This is a genomic window from Rubricella aquisinus, assembly GCF_014199445.1.
GTDB lineage: Bacteria > Pseudomonadota > Alphaproteobacteria > Rhodobacterales > Rhodobacteraceae > Rubricella > Rubricella aquisinus.
In genome coordinates this window covers 277,614-296,639 of sequence record NZ_JACIJS010000006.1, presented here as the reverse complement: position 1 = coordinate 296,639, position 19,026 = coordinate 277,614, and the positions used below count along the sequence as shown (strand labels likewise).

Here is a 19,026-nt window from a genome sequence, read left to right as displayed (position 1 = left end):
CTCATCCAAAATATCCAAAAATCCACAAACCATAACATCACCCTCAAATCCCTCTTCCAATACAACTCAATACAAACAATCGCTCACATGATTGAGGAAAATGAGGGCGATAGCGCATCTACTATCCTGCCCCTCCACGCAGGTGGCGCGCGCGCGCCATGGTATCTGACACCGCCCCTGTCGGGCAGCACGCTTGGGTATATGGAATTGGCGCGCACGCTCGGCGATCAGCCGGTATTCGGTCTGCAAGCGCCCGGATTGGAGCGGGGTGGAGAGCCATTGTCGCGCCTTCCAGCCATTGCGGAGGCCTACCGCAAGGAGATCGCGCGTCAGGGGATCGCACATCCATTAAAGCTGGCCGGATGGTCGCTGGGAGGGCTGACGGCCCTAGAGCTTGCCCAACAGCATGTGGCGGCGGGTGGCGAGGTTGCCCAGCTTCTGCTGATCGACACGGCACCGCATTATGTGTTCGGGATGGCGCCTGCTGACCTGACCGACGATATCGCTTTTGCTGCCAAGGTCACCCATGCGGAGACGCCACCGCCCGGCGATCGGATGGCGCGGCTTGCCGCCTTGATGGAGCGCGCGATTGAGGTTGGCATCCTGCATGACGGCATGTCCCTTGCGCAATTCGATGCGATCGTGCGGGTCGCGGCAGCGGCGCAACGGGCCTATGAAGATTATCGCCCGACGCCCTATTACGGGCCTGTCACATTGGTGAAAGCCGCCGACAATCCGCAATGGAACACCTATGATATCGAGGCGATCTGGGCACCGATTTGCCCCAATTACGAGGTCATGGTGGTGCCTGGCACCCATGACACATTGTTCTCATCCGAAAACATAGAGACAACGCGCAGATTGTTCCTCAAGGACGATCCATGAGCGGGGCGACCTGGTTTCCCGGCATGGGGCAAAAACCCTTTGCCCGGCATCGGTTGTTCTGCTTTCCCTTTGCCGGGGGGACGCCCCATGCCTATCGCAGATTGGCGACCATGGCGCCGGATTGGCTGGATGTGGTCCCTGTGCTGCTGCCGGGGCGGGACATGCGGATCAACGACACGCCTTACGCAGAGATCGACGCGTTTCTTGACGGGATCGTGCCGCAGATCGTGCCGCATCTCAGCGGCTCTTTCGGGTTTTTGGGATATTCGATGGGCGCGCGGCTGTCTTATATGCTGGCGCGCCGATTGGCGGCGATGGGGCTGTCGCAGCCACGCTATCTGTGTCTATGCGCCCATGCGTGGCCCTATGACGGGCCGCCGCGCAGTCCGCTCCACACCCTGCCGAAAGCGGCGTTTTGGGACAAGATCGCCGAATATGGCGGAACCCCTGCCGAGATTTTCGAGCATCCCGAATTGATGGATCTAGTCGAGCCGATGTTGCGGGGGGATTTCGCGATGGCGTTTGAGCCATTGCCCCGGTTCGCGCATCCGCTCGATATGCCGATCATCGCCATCGCGGGTCAAATTGACCCGCACGCCGCCCCCGATCAGATGCGCCAATGGCAGGTTGAGACCGAGGGTCCGTTCGATGAATACGCGCTGGCGGGGGGCCATTTCGTGATCCAAAGCGCGCCTGACATCTTTGCCAACACGGTCCTGTCAGCGATCAGAAAATACATCGCCTAGGCCCATTCCCGGCCGATACAGCGTGTTTTCCTCAGTGTTTGCACGTTTTTCACCCCATCCGACCGGGCCGCTGATTTTGTTGCGAAAAAACGCACGTTATGGTAGTAAAGCGCATCGCAAATCCATTGTGGAGTTCCTTGATGACCGAAGAGTCCCAGACCAACCAAGACGCGGCGAAAGCCATTGTGAAAACCTATATGGGTTGGTCCGCAGGCGCGGCATTGATCCCTATGCCTTATGTTGATCTTGCTGCAATCACCGGCATACAGGTCAAAATGATTGCGGATCTGTCCGATCAGTACGACATGCCGTTCCGCAAAAGCGCTGCCAAGACGGCGGTTGCAGCCCTTCTGGCGACGGTCATTCCGGCCGGATTTGCGGGTGGCGCGGCAAGCCTTGTGAAGGCCATTCCGGGCGTTGGCCCGATCCTTGGCATCGCGGCAATGCCGACATTCGCAGCCGCATCCACCTACGCAATCGGCAGCGTCTTTACACAGCATTTCGAGAGCGGCGGCACCCTGCTTGACTTTGATGCCGACGCGATGCGGGAGCATTTCAAGGCTGAGTTCGAGGCGGCAAGCTCCAAATCCGGCGGCACGCGGGCGAAAGCGTCCTCCTGATCCCAGCCAAATAACCGATGACAAAATGACCCGGGGTGAGCGATCACCGCGGGTCTTTTATTTCAAAATCCACTTCCGGGCAGTTTTGCGAGGCGAGGAAAATCTTCACGCCATTGTGGAATTCCAGCGCGTTGCCCTGCGCGAACATCTCTGACGGATCGAAATTCGACAGGGCCGGGTGCTGTTCCCGAAACAGATCGGCATTGAGCGCCACCGCGCGCACCGTGTTGCAGACGATGTAATCGGGCGTGTCACGGTGAAATACCAGCGACGCCTTGAACCCATAGGACGCCACATCCTGCGATTGATTGGTGTAGGTATTGGCGGGGATTGTTTGGGGGAACAGGAATTCCTGACTGTCCACGAGGGATGCGGTGCCATCGCTCCACATGCCCAAAATCTGCGCGTCACAGCGGCTCACGGCACTCTGGATGAAAGGGGACGGATGGCCGATCCAGCTTGCGAACGCGTCGATGGACCCATCGCAAAGTGCAAGCACGTTGCTGTCTTGTGTCGCGCCAAACACCTCCCCCAGATCGGAAAGCGCGATATCGTTCGCCTTGAGCGCGTCCATCCACAGGCTGCGTGTGCCGGAGCCTTCCGGCCCCAGATTGACACGCTTGCCCGGCAGATCGGTGATGGAGGTGATGCCCGACGCCTTACTCACCACCAGCACCGCCGTTTCATTATAGAGCGACGCGCCGGACCGGGCGGCGGGCATGGGGCGGGTGCCATTGGCGGCATAATAGTTGGTGTCGGTCTGGACCATGACGGCCTGCGCGCGGCCTTCATTCATCAAGGTCACATTGCCGCCCACCCCGCTGGAGCGCAGCGGCACGCAGTGGATGCGGTGCTCCGTAAACGTGCGCTCCAACACCCGGCAAATGCCGCTTGCCACATAGAAATAGGTGCCCATCGTCGTGCCACTATAAATCGCGAGGAACCATTCCGGCGGGCGGCGCGTGTCCGACATGCGCAGGTTAAAGAGTGCGCCATCCTCCCCCTGCTGGGGCACGGCATCCGGGTTGAAGGCCGGGAAATCGGGCTGGCGCAGCCCCTGCCCCTGCGCGCCGCTTGCCGCGAGCATCACCGCCAACACCGCCGCCGTCAGCCCGCGAAGGTGCGTTTTGCGCGCTATGCTCATCTGCCCTCTCCTCATTGCGTCCGCTCCCTAGCGTTCCCGGCTCATCTTGCCATCGACCATATGGTACACCCGATCCGCGACGCCAAAATACCGGTCATCATGGGTGATGCAGATGACGATCTTTCCCTGATCGCGCAGATCGGGCAACAGCGCCTCATAGAAGGTACGGCGGAATTGCGGATCCTGATCCGCCGCCCATTCATCAAGCATCAGGATGGGCGTGTCCTGTAGGATCGCCACCGCAAGCGCCAGCCGCTTGCGCTGCCCGGCGGACAGATCGGTTGTGGTGAACGCACCGTTTTCATAGCGCACCTTCTCTGACAGCTCCATCAGGCGCAGGACGGAGTTGATCCGCGCAGGCGGCAGATGCTCCAGCCCGTGCAATTCGCCAAACAGGTAGTAATCCGCGAACACGACGCCGACCTGATCCCGGTAATCGGAATATTGCGACAAGCGGACGGGTGTTCCGTCCAGCGCCACATGCCCGCCCATGGGATGCACCAACCCGGTCATCATCCGAAACAGGGTCGATTTGCCCGAACCGTTGCCGCCGGTGATGAAGGTGACCTCACCCGCCTTGAACTCAGCCGAGATGGGGCCAAGCGCAAAGCTCGTTTGCCCGTTGCCGTCCTCAAACTGGTATTCCAGCGCGTCCAGCGTCAGGGTCTGATGGGCGCGGCGGTCCAGCCGCTCGGCCTCCTCATCCACGCTATCGGCTACGGCTGCCGTCAGGCCCTCCTCCAGATGGCGCATATTCTGCAACGCGCGGGCGGCATCATTGACCGCCGGGATGCTCTGCGCGAGCGCGCCAAGGGGGCCGATCATGAAGAGCGCGCCGATCGTCGCCTGAACGACCACGTCGTGATAGCTTTCGGTGAAATTCGGGACGATGAACACCATCAACCCGAGGAGGATATAAAACAGCGTCTGGGTCAGCACATATTCGCGCGCCCATGTCGCCTTGATCTCATTGGCGAGGACGCGGGCCTCTTCTGAAATCAGGGCAATGCGGCGCAGGATGCTGTCGCCGCGCCGCTCATTCAGCGTCAGCTCCCGGAATCCAGACAGAACGCCACGAAATTCCTCAAACAGCTTGCCCTGCTCCGCATTCAGGCGGCCCGTGCTTTCCTGCAGCATCCGAAGCCGCGTGATGTGGAACCAGATCGCGCAGACCCCGAACACTCCCACCAGCGCAAAGGCCACGAGCGACAGATAGGCCAGATAGAAGGACACGAAAATCAACAGCACCGATTGCTGCGCGCCAATGATGATCACGGGCAAGGTGGTCGATATCGTCTGCGCCTCCCGCGTCAGGGCGGCATAGATCGGTGCGCGCCCGATGCCCTGCATCGCCTTAAGATCGGCCATGCGGACCTTGTTCATGATGCCGATGCGCAGGCGTTCGATCATCCGCTCCGCCTCTTCGGCGCTTTCCATCATGACGTAGCGCTGCGCGATGGTGAACACGACCACAGAGGTGAGAAACGCCATGGCGAGCCCGAATTGCCCGCTATCCTCCGCCGCGTGGACCGCGCGATTGACCAGCGCCACGATGAGGGTCGTCCCAATCGCGGACACCATCAGCATCAGCACGAATTTGCGCCGGTCGGTGCGGGTGTCGCTAAGGATCATGCGCAGGATTTCCATCACATGACCCCTTCGCCATTGCGGGCATGGGTGCCCTCTGACAGATGCACCCGCCGGTCGCCCGCGTCGAAGTAATGGTCATCATGGGTGATCGCGATGATGGTTTTGCCCTGATCGCGCAGCATCGGCAGGATATCGCGATAGAATTTCTTGCGGAATTCCGGGTCCTGATCTGCGGCCCATTCATCAAGCACGATCAGGGGCCGGTCCTCCAGAATAGCCACGACGAGCGCCAGCCGTTTGCGCTGCCCGGTAGAGAGTTGCACGCTGCTGAACGCGTCCCCCTCCAGCCGCACGACGCTCTCCAGCCCAAAGGCGCGAAGCTGCGCGCCGATCTCCTCGGGCCGCACATGATCGAGGCCATAGAGCCGCTCAAACAGGTGGAAATCAGACAGCACGCTCGCAATCAGGGAGCGGTATTCGCGGATATTGGCGGAGCCGATCTGGCGATTATCGACCCGAATTCGGCCCGCATGGGGCGTATAAAGCCCCGTCAGTATGCGCATCAACGTCGATTTGCCGGAGCCGTTCCCGCCGGAGATAAACAAAATCTCCCCGCGTTTGACGGACAGGGACACCGGCCCAAGGTGAAAACCGCGATCCTCCCCCGCCGCCGGGTATTCATATTCGATCCCCTCAAAGGTGATTTCCTGAAAATCATCCAACAGCCCATAATTGAGGTTCGGGCGCGGCGTGGGATAAGCCGCCTGCTCCTTCAATTGCGCGCTTAAGGCCAACGTGCGGCCCGCCGCGGCCTCCGACGCGCCAAGCACGGCCACCGATTGAATGACCAGCCCGATGGGCGCGATGATGAACAGAACAGCGGTGGAGATTTTCGACAGATCCTCGCTCGTCATCTCGGTATAGGACGGCGCCACGAACACCACGACGCCCAACAGGAAATAGAACGCGACCTGCCCAAAGATATATTGCTCAAAGCCCCGGTTCTGCACTTCGATCCGGCTTTCGGCAGCGTCATTAACCGCCGCGTCATAGGCGGTTTTCAGCGCGGCGCGGCGTGGCTGGAACATCCGCACCTCTTTCCAGCCATCCAGCAGATCGGTGATCCGGTTGAACAGGCGCTGATCCTGACCGAAGGCCGCGATATGCGCCTCCATCGCGGCTTTACCCCGTTTGTGATAGACGAAGCCGGCGATCAAGACCGTGACCGTCACCAGCACAAAGGCCATCATCGACAGATAGAGGATATAGCCCATCAGCACGATCACGAGGAGCGCGGATCGGAACGCAATCGCGATATATTGGCTGTTTTGCGAAATCGCATGGGTGGATTGGGTGATGCTCTCGAAAAGCTGCCCTTCGCCTGTTTTGTCCAGCGTCTCCGGTGCCAGATCGCGCACCTGCCGGATCAATGTCATGCGCACCGCGTCAATGGCCGCCTCCACATGAGAGGCAAAGCGGCGCAGGAGGAACACTTCGCCCGCCGCATAGGCGCCAAGCGCCAGAACAAACGCACCCGCCGTGATCCAGTCGACCTTATCCTCACCGCTATCTTCAATGTTTCCGGCGGCGAGATTGACCAGCGCCAGCACCCCCAGCGTCGCGATGCTGGAGGCCAGCGCGGCCAAGATCAGCCAGCGCAATGGTAGCGGCGTGTCCCGTGTCAGGAGCCGGTAAAGGTTCATCGCAGCATCCCGCGCCGGATCGTCACAAAGCGCCCTTAACCCGGTTTACCGCTGGGCATCGCCGGTGGTGTCGCAGGCGCGCCGCCGCCTGCCGACAACATCTCAAGCCCGAAGGACAGCGGCCCATTGCTCGCGCCGCCCGCGCCAATCTGACCGGAGGCCAAGGCACTCCCGCCATGGCCCGTGCCAAGAAAGTTGAAATCGAACGGATTGGACCCCGCGCCCGGCGCATGGGGCAAAAAGCCGCCAACGCCCCCGCCCATCGCACCATGTGTCATCGGATTGGTCATCTTTGGTCCCCCATGAAATCAGACAAAGGATTATTCAATTACAACAGCATAGCGCAGAATCTGCATGGGAGGATAGAGCTTTAAACGCTGCATCACATCGCGGCGGATCAGAAAGGTGAACCGATCCAGTGTCAGCATCGGCAGGCTGCCCGGATCGCGGCCCTGCACCAACACCTGCTCCACCTGAAAGCCGGTGAGCGCGCCCACCGCCTCATAGCGCGACACCAGCCCGAACATGGCGGAGGCATCGCGCACCTCCAGCTCTGTTGCGGTGAAGGACGGGATGTTGTGGCCGATGGCGCGTTCGGTGATTTCAACGCTATGGGTGCCCACAAAACTGTCCGGCCCGATATAGAGGAATTCGACCTGCGCATCCGCCAGCGCGTCGATCAAGTCTGGGATCACATCGGCGCTTGCCTCCCCGTCGGCGTTGAGCGGCACCGGCGCTTCGATCAATTCGATCCCTTCCGCAGCGGTCGCAGCGCGCAGGCTTTCCACATTCACGAGCGAGTTTTGCTCCGCCGGGTTGAAAATCACGCCGATGCGGCGGACCGGGCGGTAGGATTTCATCGCCTGCACCTGCGTGGGCACGGGCGGCACATGGGACACAGCGGTGTTGTTACGCCCGGTGATCCCAGTCTCGGGCACCAGACCGACCGCTTTCGGCGCGGACACCATGGTGGAGACGACGGGAATATCGGTGATGTTGCGCGCCGGATCGGCCTCCCCCTGACGGCCCGCCGTGGCCAGCGCGATGGAGGTGCCCCAAGTATAGACCAGATCGGGCCGCGCCGCTTCGATCTCCTCCAGAATGCCGGGGATCAGGGAGCGGTCGCGGTTGATATTGTGCACCGTGATCTCCACCGGGATTTGGCGGCTGTCCATATAGGCGCGAAAGCCCTGCTCCACCTGCGTCTCCCCGCGCCAGAGGATCATGTGGATGCGGTAGGGATCCTGCGCCAATGCAGGGGTCACGATCAGCCAGATAAGGCTTAAAAGGATCAAAAGCCGTTTCATGACCGTGCCGCCCCCCGTGTCAAAACCGCCAGCAGCACCGCGCAGACAACCCCCGTCACTCCGTAGACCGCAATCGCCACGTCATATCCCAGAGCCTGCGCAAGCATCGCCGCCACGAGCGGGGAAAAGGCGGAGCCGATCCGCTCGATAAATCGCAACGTGCCAAGGACAGCGCCCTGCCCGACCGTTTCCATCTCGGTGGCGCAAATCACCGTCACCAATGGCACCAGCGACGTTGTGATCAATGCCTGACCAAAGCCCAGAAACAGGATCGCCGCCAATGTCACCGGCAACATGTCGAAATAGGGCACGGCCATCAGCAGCGGTGCTGCGATCAGGCTGCCCCAGACCACCGCATTGCGATAGCCCAGCTTGTGGTCGGCGAGGTTCGACAGGACCGGCAACACCAGCACCGCGATGATGCCATATGCCATGATGACCCGACCAATATCGCCCTGGCTCAGCGCCCGCTCCGTCAGATAGAGCGGTGCGAGGTAGTAAAGCACCCCCACAAGGATCAGCTTTGCCGGGATTGCCGCCAACACGGCCACCACCATGAAGCGGCGATTGATCAATAGCGCGCCCATCTGGGACAGGCGGAAACGCGGCATGGCCTCCCCCTTGATCTGCTGACGCTGCTCCATCAACCGCCAGACGAGGAGACCGGCGAGCGCGGAGATGCCAGCGCCGACCATAAAGGTTGCCGAAAAGCCAAGACGCTCTGCGATGATGCCCCCGATGGCCGCGCCAAACAGGTCGGCCATCATGATGCCCCCGACGAACAGGCCCATGCCGCGCGCGCGGTTCGCGGTCGTTGAATTCTCGATCACATAGCCCTGACAGGCGATAAAGCACAGGCCGTATCCGGCAACGCTGAGGCAGCGCAGGGCGATGATCTCATTGAACGTCGCCGCAAAGGCCGAGCCGAAGAGGCCCGTCGTGGCCACCAGCGCACCTAGCCCGAACAGGCGCCGTGGGCCGATGCGGTCCACCAGCACGCCGCTCACTGGCATCATGATCGCCATGATCAGCATCGAGGCGGACATGATGACACCCGCCGTCAATTCCGGGCTGAGGGCCGCCGGGGCCGTGTCGGCAAATCCGCTGAGGAACAATGGCATGAAGGGGCGCGCGATTTCTTCGGCCATCACGAAAAGGAACGCGAGCAATCGCACCCCGATCATGCGCGGTTTTTGCAGGATGTCGGTGCTGTCCTCACCGACGCCCGCACGCATTTTGCGGATCACGTCGTTGAGCGCCATCTGCGCGCGCCGCACCTCTCGTGGGCCAGAGACCCGGCACAATTGGCCGAGTTTGCCGTCAATCACCCGCTGCATCACCGCCCGCATCTCCCCCATCGGGCCAGTGACCGAATAGGCCAGCGCGAACAGCATCAATTCCACGGCCAGAAGTAGGCTCAGCAGCAAAATCGTTGCGATATCAAGGAGGTTATCGCGCAATTGGGCAAAGATGATCGCGTCATCCGTCCCAAGGTGGAGCGTTCCGACCACCTCCATATCCGCACGAAGGGGCAGCGCCGTGTCGATATAGCCGGGCACCTGCCGCACGGTCGCGTCGTCAAATGCCCCGATCTGCGGCGCAGGGGCGGTGAACCAGCGAAACGGCGCGCGCACCAGCTCCAGTACGCCAGCACCCGTAGCGTCGGCCTCCTCCTCACTCAGGGCAAGGGCGGCATCCGGGCCGCTGGAAAACAGGATCTGCCCATCCGCGATCACGGCGATATATCCAAGGCCCCCATCGGTGCGGTAGACCTCCAAAAACGCCTCCATCCCGTTAAGCTCCGCCAGCGGGATTTCGTAATCGAGCGCGCGTTCCATCGTTTCGCGCACCGAGAGGCCAACGGCCACCGCCTTGCGCTCCAGTTCCGGTTGCAGGTCGCGCTCGCTCAGTTGCAGCACCCGTTCGGACAGCGCCAAAAGGCCGATCAAAAGGCCGATCAGCACGATCCCCGCCATCGGGAAAACCGGGTTGCGGATCAGGCGGGCAATCATGGCTGGCCTTTCGGCTGGGCGCGGGCCAGCACATCTTCGGCCATGCGACCAAGATCATCATCCGGGTCCGGCTCGGGATGCGCACCCTCAAACCGCCCCTGAAGGGTGTGCAACCGGCGCGACGTGCGCCGCTGCACCAAAAACACCAAGAGGATCGCGGGGATCAGGATGATCGGCAGGATCACCAACGCCGATTGCATCAGATCGCGCAGCATCGCGCTGGCCTGCGCCTCCGTCCGTTCGGTGCTGTAGCGCATGGCGACGGCCCCGACCGTCAGCCCGAAATTGTTGCGCAGGGGCGAGACGACCGTCAGCGCCCCGTCATCCGCACGCACCCAATTGCCGTCCAGCGTATCGAGCGACGGCAGCGGCTCCGCCAGATCGGGGGCCGCGCCAAACACCGTCGCCCCCTGCCCGTCAACCACCCAGATCGCCCGAATACCTGGATCAAGCAGCCCCGCACGATCAAGCTGGCTGCGCACATTCTCGATCGCCTGCAATTCCAACCCCAGATCAAGGCCAAGCTGGATGCTCGCGGCAAGATCGGAGGCCATGAAATCAATCCGCTCTGCCACCAAAATCGTGATGGTCTGGCGAAATTTGAAATAATTGAGCGACACCGAAATCGCAAAGGCCAGCGTGATCGACACGAGCACAACGGCAAAAAACCGGAAGGTCAGAGTATTCATCACGCTGGGGCTATCCCTTTACACCAGCTTCCGTTTTAGGGGTGCATCTGCCATGGTGCAACGGTCTTGATCCGGCGGGCCAAATCGGCCGATCTGCGCCCGATCGTTCAGGAGGCCCGCGTGCGCGATAAGCTGAGCAATCTGCCCCCCCTCCCGTCTTTTCTGGGGCAAGTGGCACCGACCGGGCGTGCGGAGGTAACCGTCCGGCTTTTGACCACCGATGATATCGACCGGCTGGAACAGACCCATGAGCGCACCCGCACCATGATGCCCAAAGGGGTCGTCGCCCATGACGACCGGGCGTTTCTGTTGGAACGTATCCGGCATGGCGTGGCGCTTGGCTATCTATCGGGGGAGGAGATCATCGCCTACGGCCTGTTGGGCCTGCCGGATCAGCCGGGCGGGGAGCTTGGCCGTCTGATCGCGGATGCGTCCCTTCACACCCGCCCGGTGGGGGAGCTTGACGGCGTCGGCGTTCTGCCCGAATGGCAGGGAAACGGGCTGCATTTCGAGATGCTGGCGTGGCGGATCAGGGCGGCGACGACGCTTGGCCGGAGGGACGCATTGGCGACCGTCTCCCCCGATAACCTCTATTCCCTGCCCAACATGTTGCGCGCCGCGTTGGCAGCGCGCGCCCTCGTGCAGATGCCCCACGGCGCGTGGCGTTATGTGATGCATCACGACGGGACCGACCGCGCAGGACAGGATGGCGTGTGGTTACCGCTGTCTGATTTTGACGCCCAAAAGGATGCGTTTGCCCATGGTGCGCGCGGCACCGCATTGCGGACCACAGCCACCGGGCCAGAGATTTTCCTCACCAACGGGTAGGCGGCCCTGTCTCCTCCTGCCACGTCACGTCCTCCCCCGGCGCATGGGCCACAGCCGCGACATGGCTCGGACCGATGCGGCGCTGCGCAAAGGCCCAGTGATCTGGCGTGATTCGCGCGCCGTCCTCCACCCGCAACTGCACCGGATCAAGGGTGAAACACAGCGCGCGCGGATCCTGCCGCAGGGCAATGCCATCAGCCTTCAGCACCGCTTCTTTCAGCGTCCAGAACTGGCGAAAGGCATAGGGCTGCGCGGCGGCGGGCAGGCCCGCGAGCCAGCGTCGCTCATCCGGGTGCAACACCTGATCCCAGATCTCCGCTTGGGTGTCCGTGCCGACCGATTCCACATCCACTCCAAGGGCGCGCGGGCCAAGGGCCACCGCCACCAAACCATCGCAATGCGAAAGGTTAAAGGCTGGCCCGGCCCCGAGCAGGACCGGTTTGTCCTTGGCATCTGTTGTCAGGGGGATGGAGGCAGGCGCCCTGTCCACCGCCCGCGCCAACTCCCGCCGCAGGAGTGCATGAGCCATGACATAATCGCGCTGATCGCGGAAAAAGCGGAATGCGGCGGCTTTGTCCTGCTCATCCCGCGAAAGGAGCGCGCGCGCCGCCGTAACCTCTGCCTGCCCGCAGGATGCGGTGTGCATCAGCACGACGCGCAGGCTCATACCACGACCGGCCCTTCGGAATTGACCACGACGACGCGGGCATCTGGCCCAAGCCCAAGCGCGCCCATCTGGCCCGTTGCGGCCAATTCGGCAAGGGCCGCGAACCCCGCAACCCCCGTATCACCACAGGCAAAGGGTGCGTCACCCCCGCGCCCCTCCCGCAGCATCGGCTGAAGATGCACCGCGACCGCCTCCCCCACCGCAACCGCGCCAGCGGCAAGCTCTGAAAGGATATCCCATGCCGGGCGGGACGGGTGGCCGCAGGACAGCCCCATCATATGGGTCAGCAAATCCCCACCGACACCCTGCATCGCGCCGCCCTTGAGGCTTTGGTAAAGGCAGGCGGCGGATTGCGGCTCCACAAGCACGAGCTTGGTATCGAGCCTGCCGCGCGCAGCGACATAGCCCGCGATCACGCCCGCAGCCATCCCGCCCACACCACATTGCAGCAGGATATGGGACGGGGGCGCGGCGGCTGTCTGCGCCGCCAATTCCTGACCGAGCACCGCATATCCCGCCATGATGTGCCGCGTCACCGGAAGGCCGCCTGTGTAATCCGTATCGGTCACAAGCAACCGGTCGGGGGCGGCGGCGGCATAGGCCTCTGCCGCGGCGACGGCATCATCATAGGTGCCTTTGATGATCGACAATTGCGCGCCCGCTTGGGTCAGCCGAGTTTGCCGGGGCGGGTCCACGTCCTCCGAGATGAAAATCCGACACGGCACGCCTGCCCCTTGCGCGGCCCATGCAAGCGCCAAGCCGTGATTGCCATCGGTGGCGGCGACGGCTTCGGGCGTGCCCGACGCGTCCTCCAACAATCGGGTCAGCCCGTAGGGCGCGCCCAGTGCCTTGACCCCGCCCTTGCCGAACCGCTGGGATTCGTCCTTGCAGGCAAGATGGGCGATCCCGAGCAGACGCGCGACGCCGGGCATCGGCAGAAGCGGCGTTGGGGCATAATCGGGGCGCGCGGTGATGGTGGCGGAAGCCCGCGCGATATCCGCCTTGGATAACACACCAGCCACGGCACCAAGATCACCGCCCGGCTGACGGCTCAGCACCCATGTATCACAGGGCAAGACCCCGGTGACGGACGGGATCAGACACGCGCCCTTCCCCATCGTGGATCAGGGCCGCGTGGTGGAACTGGACGGGGACGGGGCAGCGGGCGCAGGGGCCGATTGCGCCGCGTTGGAGGGCGGCGACTGCTCCGCGTTCGAGGGCGGGGATTGCGTCAGCGTTGGCGGCTCATCCGCGTTGTCACTGACCCCTTCGGGCAGCGCACGGTTATCCGCGTTCTCCGCCGGAGAGATGGTCGATGTTGTGACCGGGCGCGACCCCGTGGTGCGGGTCTGCGGGCTGCGGGTGCCTTGCAACCGGTCATTGTCGGGCTGCACCGCACTGGTCGATAGCGGCTCCACCACGGCGGCATTCGGGGCCAATGGCGCGGTGATCGGCTCCAGCGTTTCGTCATCGCCGCCGCCCTGTTCGAACGCGCCCGTATTAAGGATAACCGGCAAACCATCGGAGCCGCCCATCACAACCATCTTGGAATTGTTCGACGTGGCAATGGCAAGCGTCGCATCAATACCGCGCAGGCGCAGATATTCATCGGTGATCGTGTCGGACACGATGTCCTGGAATTCGCGGATACCTTGCGCTTCGATATTCTTGCGCTGGCGTTCCAACTCCTCCCGCTGAAGGCGGAAATCGTATTCGAGCACCACTTGGTATTGCTGCTCTTTCCGCTCGATCGCTTCGACCACGGAACTGGGCAGCGTGACGGAGCGGATCAGCACGTCCTCCACAAACACCAACTGCCCCGACAGGCCCTGCGCGATCAGGGACGAGCCAAGCTGTGTCGCCATCCGCTCCAGAATTTGGGCCTGAATGAACGCACGCGTTTCGGTGTAAAGCTGCTCTGGCGTGTAGCGCGAAATCAACTCGCGGGCATGGGAGCCGATCTCCGGGTTGATCAGAACATCGGGATAATTCGGGCCGATCAACTGGTGAAGGGTGCCTACGGAATCCTTGTTCACCCGGAACCGCACCGCGATTTCGACCTGCATGCTCAGACCATTGGACGAGATGGTGTCATAGGTCCGCGCGATGGTGCGCAGGCGCGTGTCGTAGATATAGACCTCATCCCATGGCCATATGAACCGCAGACCTTCATCCAAGTGAAAATCGGTGATCGTGCCGCCCGCGAACCGGGCCCAAAGCACGCCCGCATGACCCGCAGGGATCTGCACAATCGCGCGCGGCAGCGCGATGGCCCCCACGAACAGGAACACCAACAGGATCATCGCCATGCCGAAGCCGTTGCGGCTGCGCCAGCCGCTCAGCCAAAGGCGCAGCTTGCTTGGCCGCTTGCGCTTTGGCTTGGTGCCTTTTTTGGTCGTATCCTCGGCTGACATGATCGCCCCTTACCCTGAGCCAGATATTTGAAACGGCGCGATCCGGGGATCAGTCATCTTCGTCATAGGCGTCCAATTGCGCGCGCAATAACAGATTGCGCGCCTTCTGATTTGGGCGAAAGGCCAGAAGCAGCAGAAAGATGAGGAAAGGCGTCAGCACCAAAGAGACGAAAAACGTCCCCCAAAAGCCAAGGGCCGTTTGCCGCCCCAACCCTGCCACAGCAAGGCTCGCACAGAGGTAAAGCACAATGAGCGCGACCATCAAAAACCCCATCGATCCTGTTGGCATGTCGCAGCGGATCGTGCCGGAATGCCTGATAAGCTATTTCAAACTATACAGGTTTTGAGCCGCGCGCCAATCCTCAAATGCACGGTATGCGTGTTTCTGTCCGGCTTATAGATCCACGGTGATGGTCCCATCGGGCTCTGCCGCGCGCGATTGGCACAAAATCACGCTCGTCTTGCGCTGCGCCTTTGAGAGCACGAAATCGCGGTGCTCCACCTCCCCGTCCAGAAGGCCGCATTTGCACACACCGCAAATCCCGTCAGAGCATTTCACGTCCACATGGATGCCATGCTCCGCCAGCACATCCGTGGCCGATTTGTCAGCCGGAATGTCAAAGCTGCGGCCCGACCGCGCAAGGTGCAGCGTAAACGGGTGGTTCTCATAATCCGGTATGTCCGGGACGGAGAAATATTCCAAATGCCGCGCATCCTCTGGATAGCCGCCCGCCTCCGCTGCGGCCATCACGCCGGACATGAACCGATCCGGGCCGCAGGTATAGACATGCGCGCCATCGGTATAGCGCAGGAGTGTCGGCAGATCGGCGCGTGTGCCTTCCTGCGACACATGCAGATGCACCCGCTCTGCCCATGGGGCCGCCGCAATATCATTGAGATATCCCGCCGTTGCGCGGGATTTCACGCAATAATGCAACTCAAACTCCGCGCCCTGCCGGTGCAGCGTATGAGCAAAGGCAATCATTGGCGTGATCCCGATCCCGCCCCCCATCAGCATGTGTTTGCGCGCCCCTTCCGCTAGTGGGAAATGGTTGATCGGTTTGGAGATGAAGATTTTGCGCCCTTCGGAGAAAATCCGGTGCATCAGCGCGGAGCCACCCCGGCCTGTATCCTCCCGCAGAACCCCGATCTGATAGACCGACCGGTCCGCCGGATCGCCGCTCATCGAGTATTGGCGGAGGAATTCTGGGGCCACCACGATATCAAGATGCGCACCCGCCTCCCATTCCGGCAGGTCGCTGCCATCAAGGCTGCGCATCTCGTATTTGGTGATGTCGGGCGTCATTTTCTCCGCCTTGGTCACTTCGACACGGATCACGGGCGCGTCGCCATGGGGCGCGGTGCGGTGGATGACGCTCTCGTCGCCCGCGTCGCGCCGGCGCTGGTATTCATCTGCCGTGACCATGGCCTGATAAGCCTCGATCCCGGCCTCACGATCCATCGGGAAGGGGAAGGGCCATGGATGCGGCGCGAGTGGGGCGGGATAGACGGCCAGCGTCTGATCCTCGTATTTCAAGTCCAGATCGGTTTGCAAATCACGCTCATTCAGGGCGTGCATGGTCGGGCGATAGGCCCCGTCGGGGCCAAGTTCCAGATCCCACCACCATTTCTTGACCAGGTTCAGGCCACCATTGCCAACCTTATCATCCAGCTTTGCCAACAGGGGGGCGGCCTGCGGAATGTTCATCGCGGCCCAGCGGAATGGTGCCTCCGCGAACAGGCCCTCAAGGTTCCACGGACATGTTTTCATGCAGCGCCCGCACATCGCGCCCCCCGGCGTGGTGATCCGGTAGGTCGCGCATTTCTGGCTGTCGGATTTCCAAATCTCATAGCCGTTGAACATCAGTTTCGGCCCGGCGGTGATCGCCCCGGACGGACATTCGCGGGCGCATTTGTTGCAACTCTCGCAAAAGGATTGCAGGCCGAAATCAATCGGCTTGTCATGCGCCAGCGGCATATCCGTGGTCACCACCCCCGATTTCAGACGCGGCCCAAGATATGGGTTGAGGATCACTTCCCCGATCCGCGACACTTCCCCAAGGCCCGACAGCAGCAGCAAGGGCGGCTGTAACACCTCCCCATCCAGCACTGTATGCGCCTTAGCATTGTAGCCTAGGTTCCTGATTTGCTTGGCAATAACACCACCAAGGAGAGAGAAGCGCAGATAGGCGCGCATGGATTGCGCGACGCTGATCCAATCATCGCCCGACGCGCCCTCCATCGTCTCGTACCCTTGATCAATGATCATGCTGATCGCGTTGTCATGGGTGGGGGTGATCGGCTCCCCGATTGCGTCATGGGAATACCACGTCCAGTCAGGACAGCGGGAGATGCCCACGGCATCGACACCCAGAAAATAGCTCGCCGCCTTGATCGCATCGGCATTGCGCTGCGCATCGGTGGGGCGCGGGCCATCGCCTGCAGGCCCGTCCTGGATCAGGACGAACGCCCCAAGCGCGCGGCGTTGCGCACCGCTTGGCGCGGCTTTGCGCGCGTAATGCCCACCCTTTGCGCCGTCCTGCAATGGCTTGCCCATGTCCCCGAATTGCGCGCGCGCGAACATATCGGTGCGTTTGGGGACGCGCGCGACGTTCGGCTCGTCGATATAGGTGGTTGGGCTGTCCACCCGCTTGAGCTTTTCAAACGGATGCGCGCCAGCGGCAAAATCGCGCTTGGCATAAGGATCTCGGTTCAGCCCGCCTGTGCCTGACCGCAGGCCAAGCGCCCAAGCCGGGCCGCGCGTGTCGTTCCATGGCTGCTGCGTCATGGGGGCAAGCGGCTGATCGGGGGCAATGGCCAGCGTCGTCGTCACCACCGCCACGCCGAACCGCTGCCCAAGCCATGGGGCCTGCACGCCGTCCTCCTCCACCGTGGCGAGGCCTGCGGCGACCGTCAGCACATTGAGGTCCACATCGCTGCTGGACGCGGAATGGGATTTAGACGGATGCCCCAACAGCCGCAGATAATTGCCGATCACCGCCGCCGTTTCATTGGCGCGCAAGGCCGCGCGTTGCGCCTGCGCATCCGCGATCCAATCCGCGCCCCGCTCCCCCTGTCGCGGATCACGCGGATAGTCATAGAGGAAGACGATGGCGTGGGTGTGATCGTCGATGCCCTTGGGCGGGGCCTCCATCGACTCGCGCAGATCGGCCATGATCATGTCGATGCCTGAGGCGAGCGTTTTGGTTTGCCGGGTCCGCAAATCCTCCGCCAACCGGTCGATATCGGGGTTCCGGTAGGGGGAGGTCAGCCGGGCAGCATCGGGCAACTCACAGATGCCCACCATCGTCGCGTCAGAGAAATAACCAAAGCCTTTCAGATGGTTGGCGCGCTCTGTCAAGTCGCTCGGTATCTCCGATGGCACCTTGTTCACCAGCCCATCGCGGATCGCGTCCAGCATCGCCTGATATTCCCCCATCGCGTTCACGATGCTGTCGGGCGCTTCGGGCCGGGTAAAGGAGATGGGGGTAAAGGCAGGCACACGGCCCAGATCGGGCATCGCGCCCCGCTTCAGCCGCTCCAGCGGATAGCGCCCCAGATGCACCGGGCGGGACGCGTCGGAAAAGAGTTTCATATCGGTCTCCCTGTCCCGGCCATTAAGGCGAAAGGGAGCAGGATTGACCAGCCCCGATCAGGCCACCATCCGCTTGATCCGGGTGGCGCGGGCGGCCTCTCCGAAGGCGGCGAAAAGCGGGCGGGAGGTCGGGTCTTCTGCCGCGCGATATTCAGGATGCCACTGAACGCCCAGCGCAAAACCGGGTGCGCCCTCGATAAAGATCGCTTCGGCCGTGCCATCCTCCGCGCGCCCATCCACGATCACCCGTGGCCCGGCCACGTCGATGCCCTGCCCGTGTAACGTATTTGTGAAAACCCGGTTGGCGTTGAAGATGCGGGCAAACGGCCCGCCATCGGTCAATTCCACCCAATGGCGCAGCTCGAACTTCTCCTCCAGCGTGCCATCGGGCGGCATCCGGTGATTCATCCGGCCCGGAAGCTCGCGAATCTCCGGGTGCAGGGTGGAGCCGAACGCGACGGCAATCTCCTGAAACCCACGGCACAGGCCCAGCACAGGCACCCCGCGCGCCACGGCCTCCCGAATAAGCGGCAATGCGAGCGCATCGCGCGCCCGGTCGAAGGCGCCATGCGCCTCGGTCTCCTCATGGCCGTATTCATGCGGGTGCACATTGGGACGACCGCCGGGAAAAATAAAACCATCACAAAGGGATAGCGCATCGGAAACGCTGACATGCGCCGGATCGGCAGGCAGCATGACCGGCACCGCATCGCACACCTGAGACACCGCATCCATATTCATGGAGCCAACAGCCTGCGCCGGGTATTGATCGTTGATCAGATGCGCATTGCCGATGATACCGATCACGGGGCGGGTCATTCGTCTC

At 62.2% G+C, this 19,026-nt stretch carries 17 protein-coding genes; 4 read left to right on the top strand and 13 right to left on the bottom strand.

Going from position 1 to position 19,026, the window contains the following annotated elements:
* Positions 1–87: 87 nt before the first annotated feature.
* The 3 genes from FHS89_RS11665 (at position 88) to FHS89_RS11655 (ending at position 2,251) form a co-directional block, all read left to right on the top strand.
* Positions 88–885, top strand: coding sequence for a thioesterase domain-containing protein (locus tag FHS89_RS11665; protein WP_184011796.1), 798 nt, complete (start codon positions 88–90; stop codon positions 883–885).
* On the top strand, positions 882–1,631 hold the full coding sequence (locus FHS89_RS11660; RefSeq protein ID WP_184011794.1) for a thioesterase II family protein: 750 nt from the start codon (positions 882–884) through the stop codon (positions 1,629–1,631). The genes FHS89_RS11665 and FHS89_RS11660 overlap by 4 nt, the downstream gene beginning before the upstream one ends.
* A 140-nt stretch (positions 1,632–1,771) precedes the next feature.
* Positions 1,772–2,251, top strand: coding sequence for a YcjF family protein (locus FHS89_RS11655; RefSeq protein WP_184011792.1), 480 nt, complete (start codon positions 1,772–1,774; stop codon positions 2,249–2,251).
* Between the two features lie 43 nt (positions 2,252–2,294).
* Here the strand turns inward: FHS89_RS11655 and FHS89_RS11650 are convergent, their stop codons facing one another.
* The 7 genes from FHS89_RS11650 to FHS89_RS11620 are packed head-to-tail and all read right to left on the bottom strand — an operon-like array spanning position 2,295 to position 10,696.
* Positions 2,295–3,395: a TAXI family TRAP transporter solute-binding subunit gene (locus tag FHS89_RS11650; RefSeq protein WP_184011790.1), complete on the bottom strand. Its 1,101-nt coding sequence runs from the start codon at positions 3,393–3,395 to the stop codon at positions 2,295–2,297.
* Between the two features lie 27 nt (positions 3,396–3,422).
* Complete coding sequence (locus FHS89_RS11645) at positions 3,423–5,042, bottom strand: cyclic peptide export ABC transporter (protein ID WP_184011788.1); 1,620 nt, start codon at positions 5,040–5,042, stop codon at positions 3,423–3,425.
* Positions 5,042–6,688 (bottom strand): cyclic peptide export ABC transporter, encoded by a 1,647-nt coding sequence (locus tag FHS89_RS11640; RefSeq protein ID WP_184011786.1) that lies wholly within the window; start codon positions 6,686–6,688, stop codon positions 5,042–5,044. The genes FHS89_RS11645 and FHS89_RS11640 overlap by 1 nt, the downstream gene beginning before the upstream one ends.
* 35 nt (positions 6,689–6,723) lie before the next feature.
* Complete coding sequence (locus FHS89_RS11635; RefSeq protein ID WP_184011784.1) at positions 6,724–6,978, bottom strand: hypothetical protein; 255 nt, start codon at positions 6,976–6,978, stop codon at positions 6,724–6,726.
* Between the two features lie 30 nt (positions 6,979–7,008).
* A complete protein-coding gene (locus FHS89_RS11630; RefSeq protein WP_184011782.1) occupies positions 7,009–7,995 on the bottom strand; it encodes an ABC transporter substrate-binding protein in 987 nt (328 codons plus the stop codon).
* Complete coding sequence (locus FHS89_RS11625; protein ID WP_184011780.1) at positions 7,992–10,007, bottom strand: MFS transporter; 2,016 nt, start codon at positions 10,005–10,007, stop codon at positions 7,992–7,994. The genes FHS89_RS11630 and FHS89_RS11625 overlap by 4 nt, the downstream gene beginning before the upstream one ends.
* Positions 10,004–10,696, bottom strand: a complete 693-nt coding sequence (locus FHS89_RS11620) for a hypothetical protein (protein WP_184011777.1) — start codon at positions 10,694–10,696, stop codon at positions 10,004–10,006. Before FHS89_RS11620 ends, FHS89_RS11625 begins: the two co-directional genes overlap by 4 nt.
* A gap of 66 nt (positions 10,697–10,762) precedes the next feature.
* Here FHS89_RS11620 and FHS89_RS11615 point away from each other — a divergent pair, with 66 nt between their 5' ends.
* Positions 10,763–11,524, top strand: a complete 762-nt coding sequence (locus FHS89_RS11615; protein WP_184011775.1) for a GNAT family N-acetyltransferase — start codon at positions 10,763–10,765, stop codon at positions 11,522–11,524.
* On the opposite strand, the gene FHS89_RS11610 is transcribed toward FHS89_RS11615, so the two are convergent.
* The 6 genes from FHS89_RS11610 to FHS89_RS11585 all read right to left on the bottom strand — a co-directional run bounded on the left by FHS89_RS11610 (position 11,511) and on the right by FHS89_RS11585 (position 19,019).
* Entirely contained in the window at positions 11,511–12,191 is a 681-nt protein-coding gene (locus FHS89_RS11610) for a 4'-phosphopantetheinyl transferase family protein (protein WP_184011773.1), read from the bottom strand. The two genes, FHS89_RS11615 and FHS89_RS11610, sit on opposite strands and share 14 nt — an antisense overlap.
* Entirely contained in the window at positions 12,188–13,309 is a 1,122-nt protein-coding gene (locus tag FHS89_RS11605) for a pyridoxal-phosphate dependent enzyme (protein ID WP_184011771.1), read from the bottom strand. The genes FHS89_RS11610 and FHS89_RS11605 overlap by 4 nt, the downstream gene beginning before the upstream one ends.
* 6 nt (positions 13,310–13,315) lie before the next feature.
* A complete protein-coding gene (locus tag FHS89_RS11600; RefSeq protein ID WP_184011769.1) occupies positions 13,316–14,605 on the bottom strand; it encodes a prohibitin family protein in 1,290 nt (429 codons plus the stop codon).
* Between the two features lie 49 nt (positions 14,606–14,654).
* Positions 14,655–14,894 carry a hypothetical protein gene (locus tag FHS89_RS11595; RefSeq protein WP_221229411.1) on the bottom strand — a complete coding sequence of 80 codons (240 nt, stop codon included), beginning with the start codon at positions 14,892–14,894 and terminating at the stop codon, positions 14,655–14,657.
* Between the two features lie 105 nt (positions 14,895–14,999).
* Positions 15,000–18,200 (bottom strand): reductive dehalogenase, encoded by a 3,201-nt coding sequence (locus FHS89_RS11590; RefSeq protein ID WP_184011767.1) that lies wholly within the window; start codon positions 18,198–18,200, stop codon positions 15,000–15,002.
* Positions 18,201–18,257: 57 nt separating this feature from the next.
* Positions 18,258–19,019, bottom strand: a complete 762-nt coding sequence (locus tag FHS89_RS11585; RefSeq protein ID WP_184011765.1) for a gamma-glutamyl-gamma-aminobutyrate hydrolase family protein — start codon at positions 19,017–19,019, stop codon at positions 18,258–18,260.
* Positions 19,020–19,026 lie beyond the last annotated feature (7 nt).

Excerpts from the sequence above, each read along its gene's own strand:
- FHS89_RS11665 (WP_184011796.1), top strand. The coding sequence starts at position 88 with ATGATTGAGGAAAATGAGGGCGATAGCGCATCTACTATCCTGCCCCTC.
- FHS89_RS11660 (WP_184011794.1), top strand. The coding sequence starts at position 882 with ATGAGCGGGGCGACCTGGTTTCCCGGCATGGGGCAAAAACCCTTTGCC.
- FHS89_RS11655 (WP_184011792.1), top strand. The coding sequence starts at position 1,772 with ATGACCGAAGAGTCCCAGACCAACCAAGACGCGGCGAAAGCCATTGTG.
- FHS89_RS11650 (WP_184011790.1), bottom strand. The coding sequence starts at position 3,395 with ATGAGCATAGCGCGCAAAACGCACCTTCGCGGGCTGACGGCGGCGGTG.
- FHS89_RS11645 (WP_184011788.1), bottom strand. The coding sequence starts at position 5,042 with ATGGAAATCCTGCGCATGATCCTTAGCGACACCCGCACCGACCGGCGC.
- FHS89_RS11640 (WP_184011786.1), bottom strand. The coding sequence starts at position 6,688 with ATGAACCTTTACCGGCTCCTGACACGGGACACGCCGCTACCATTGCGC.
- FHS89_RS11635 (WP_184011784.1), bottom strand. The coding sequence starts at position 6,978 with ATGACCAATCCGATGACACATGGTGCGATGGGCGGGGGCGTTGGCGGC.
- FHS89_RS11630 (WP_184011782.1), bottom strand. The coding sequence starts at position 7,995 with ATGAAACGGCTTTTGATCCTTTTAAGCCTTATCTGGCTGATCGTGACC.
- FHS89_RS11625 (WP_184011780.1), bottom strand. The coding sequence starts at position 10,007 with ATGATTGCCCGCCTGATCCGCAACCCGGTTTTCCCGATGGCGGGGATC.
- FHS89_RS11620 (WP_184011777.1), bottom strand. The coding sequence starts at position 10,696 with ATGAATACTCTGACCTTCCGGTTTTTTGCCGTTGTGCTCGTGTCGATC.
- FHS89_RS11610 (WP_184011773.1), bottom strand. The coding sequence starts at position 12,191 with ATGAGCCTGCGCGTCGTGCTGATGCACACCGCATCCTGCGGGCAGGCA.
- FHS89_RS11605 (WP_184011771.1), bottom strand. The coding sequence starts at position 13,309 with ATGGGGAAGGGCGCGTGTCTGATCCCGTCCGTCACCGGGGTCTTGCCC.
- FHS89_RS11600 (WP_184011769.1), bottom strand. The coding sequence starts at position 14,605 with ATGTCAGCCGAGGATACGACCAAAAAAGGCACCAAGCCAAAGCGCAAG.
- FHS89_RS11595 (WP_221229411.1), bottom strand. The coding sequence starts at position 14,894 with ATGCCAACAGGATCGATGGGGTTTTTGATGGTCGCGCTCATTGTGCTT.
- FHS89_RS11590 (WP_184011767.1), bottom strand. The coding sequence starts at position 18,200 with ATGAAACTCTTTTCCGACGCGTCCCGCCCGGTGCATCTGGGGCGCTAT.
- FHS89_RS11585 (WP_184011765.1), bottom strand. The coding sequence starts at position 19,019 with ATGACCCGCCCCGTGATCGGTATCATCGGCAATGCGCATCTGATCAAC.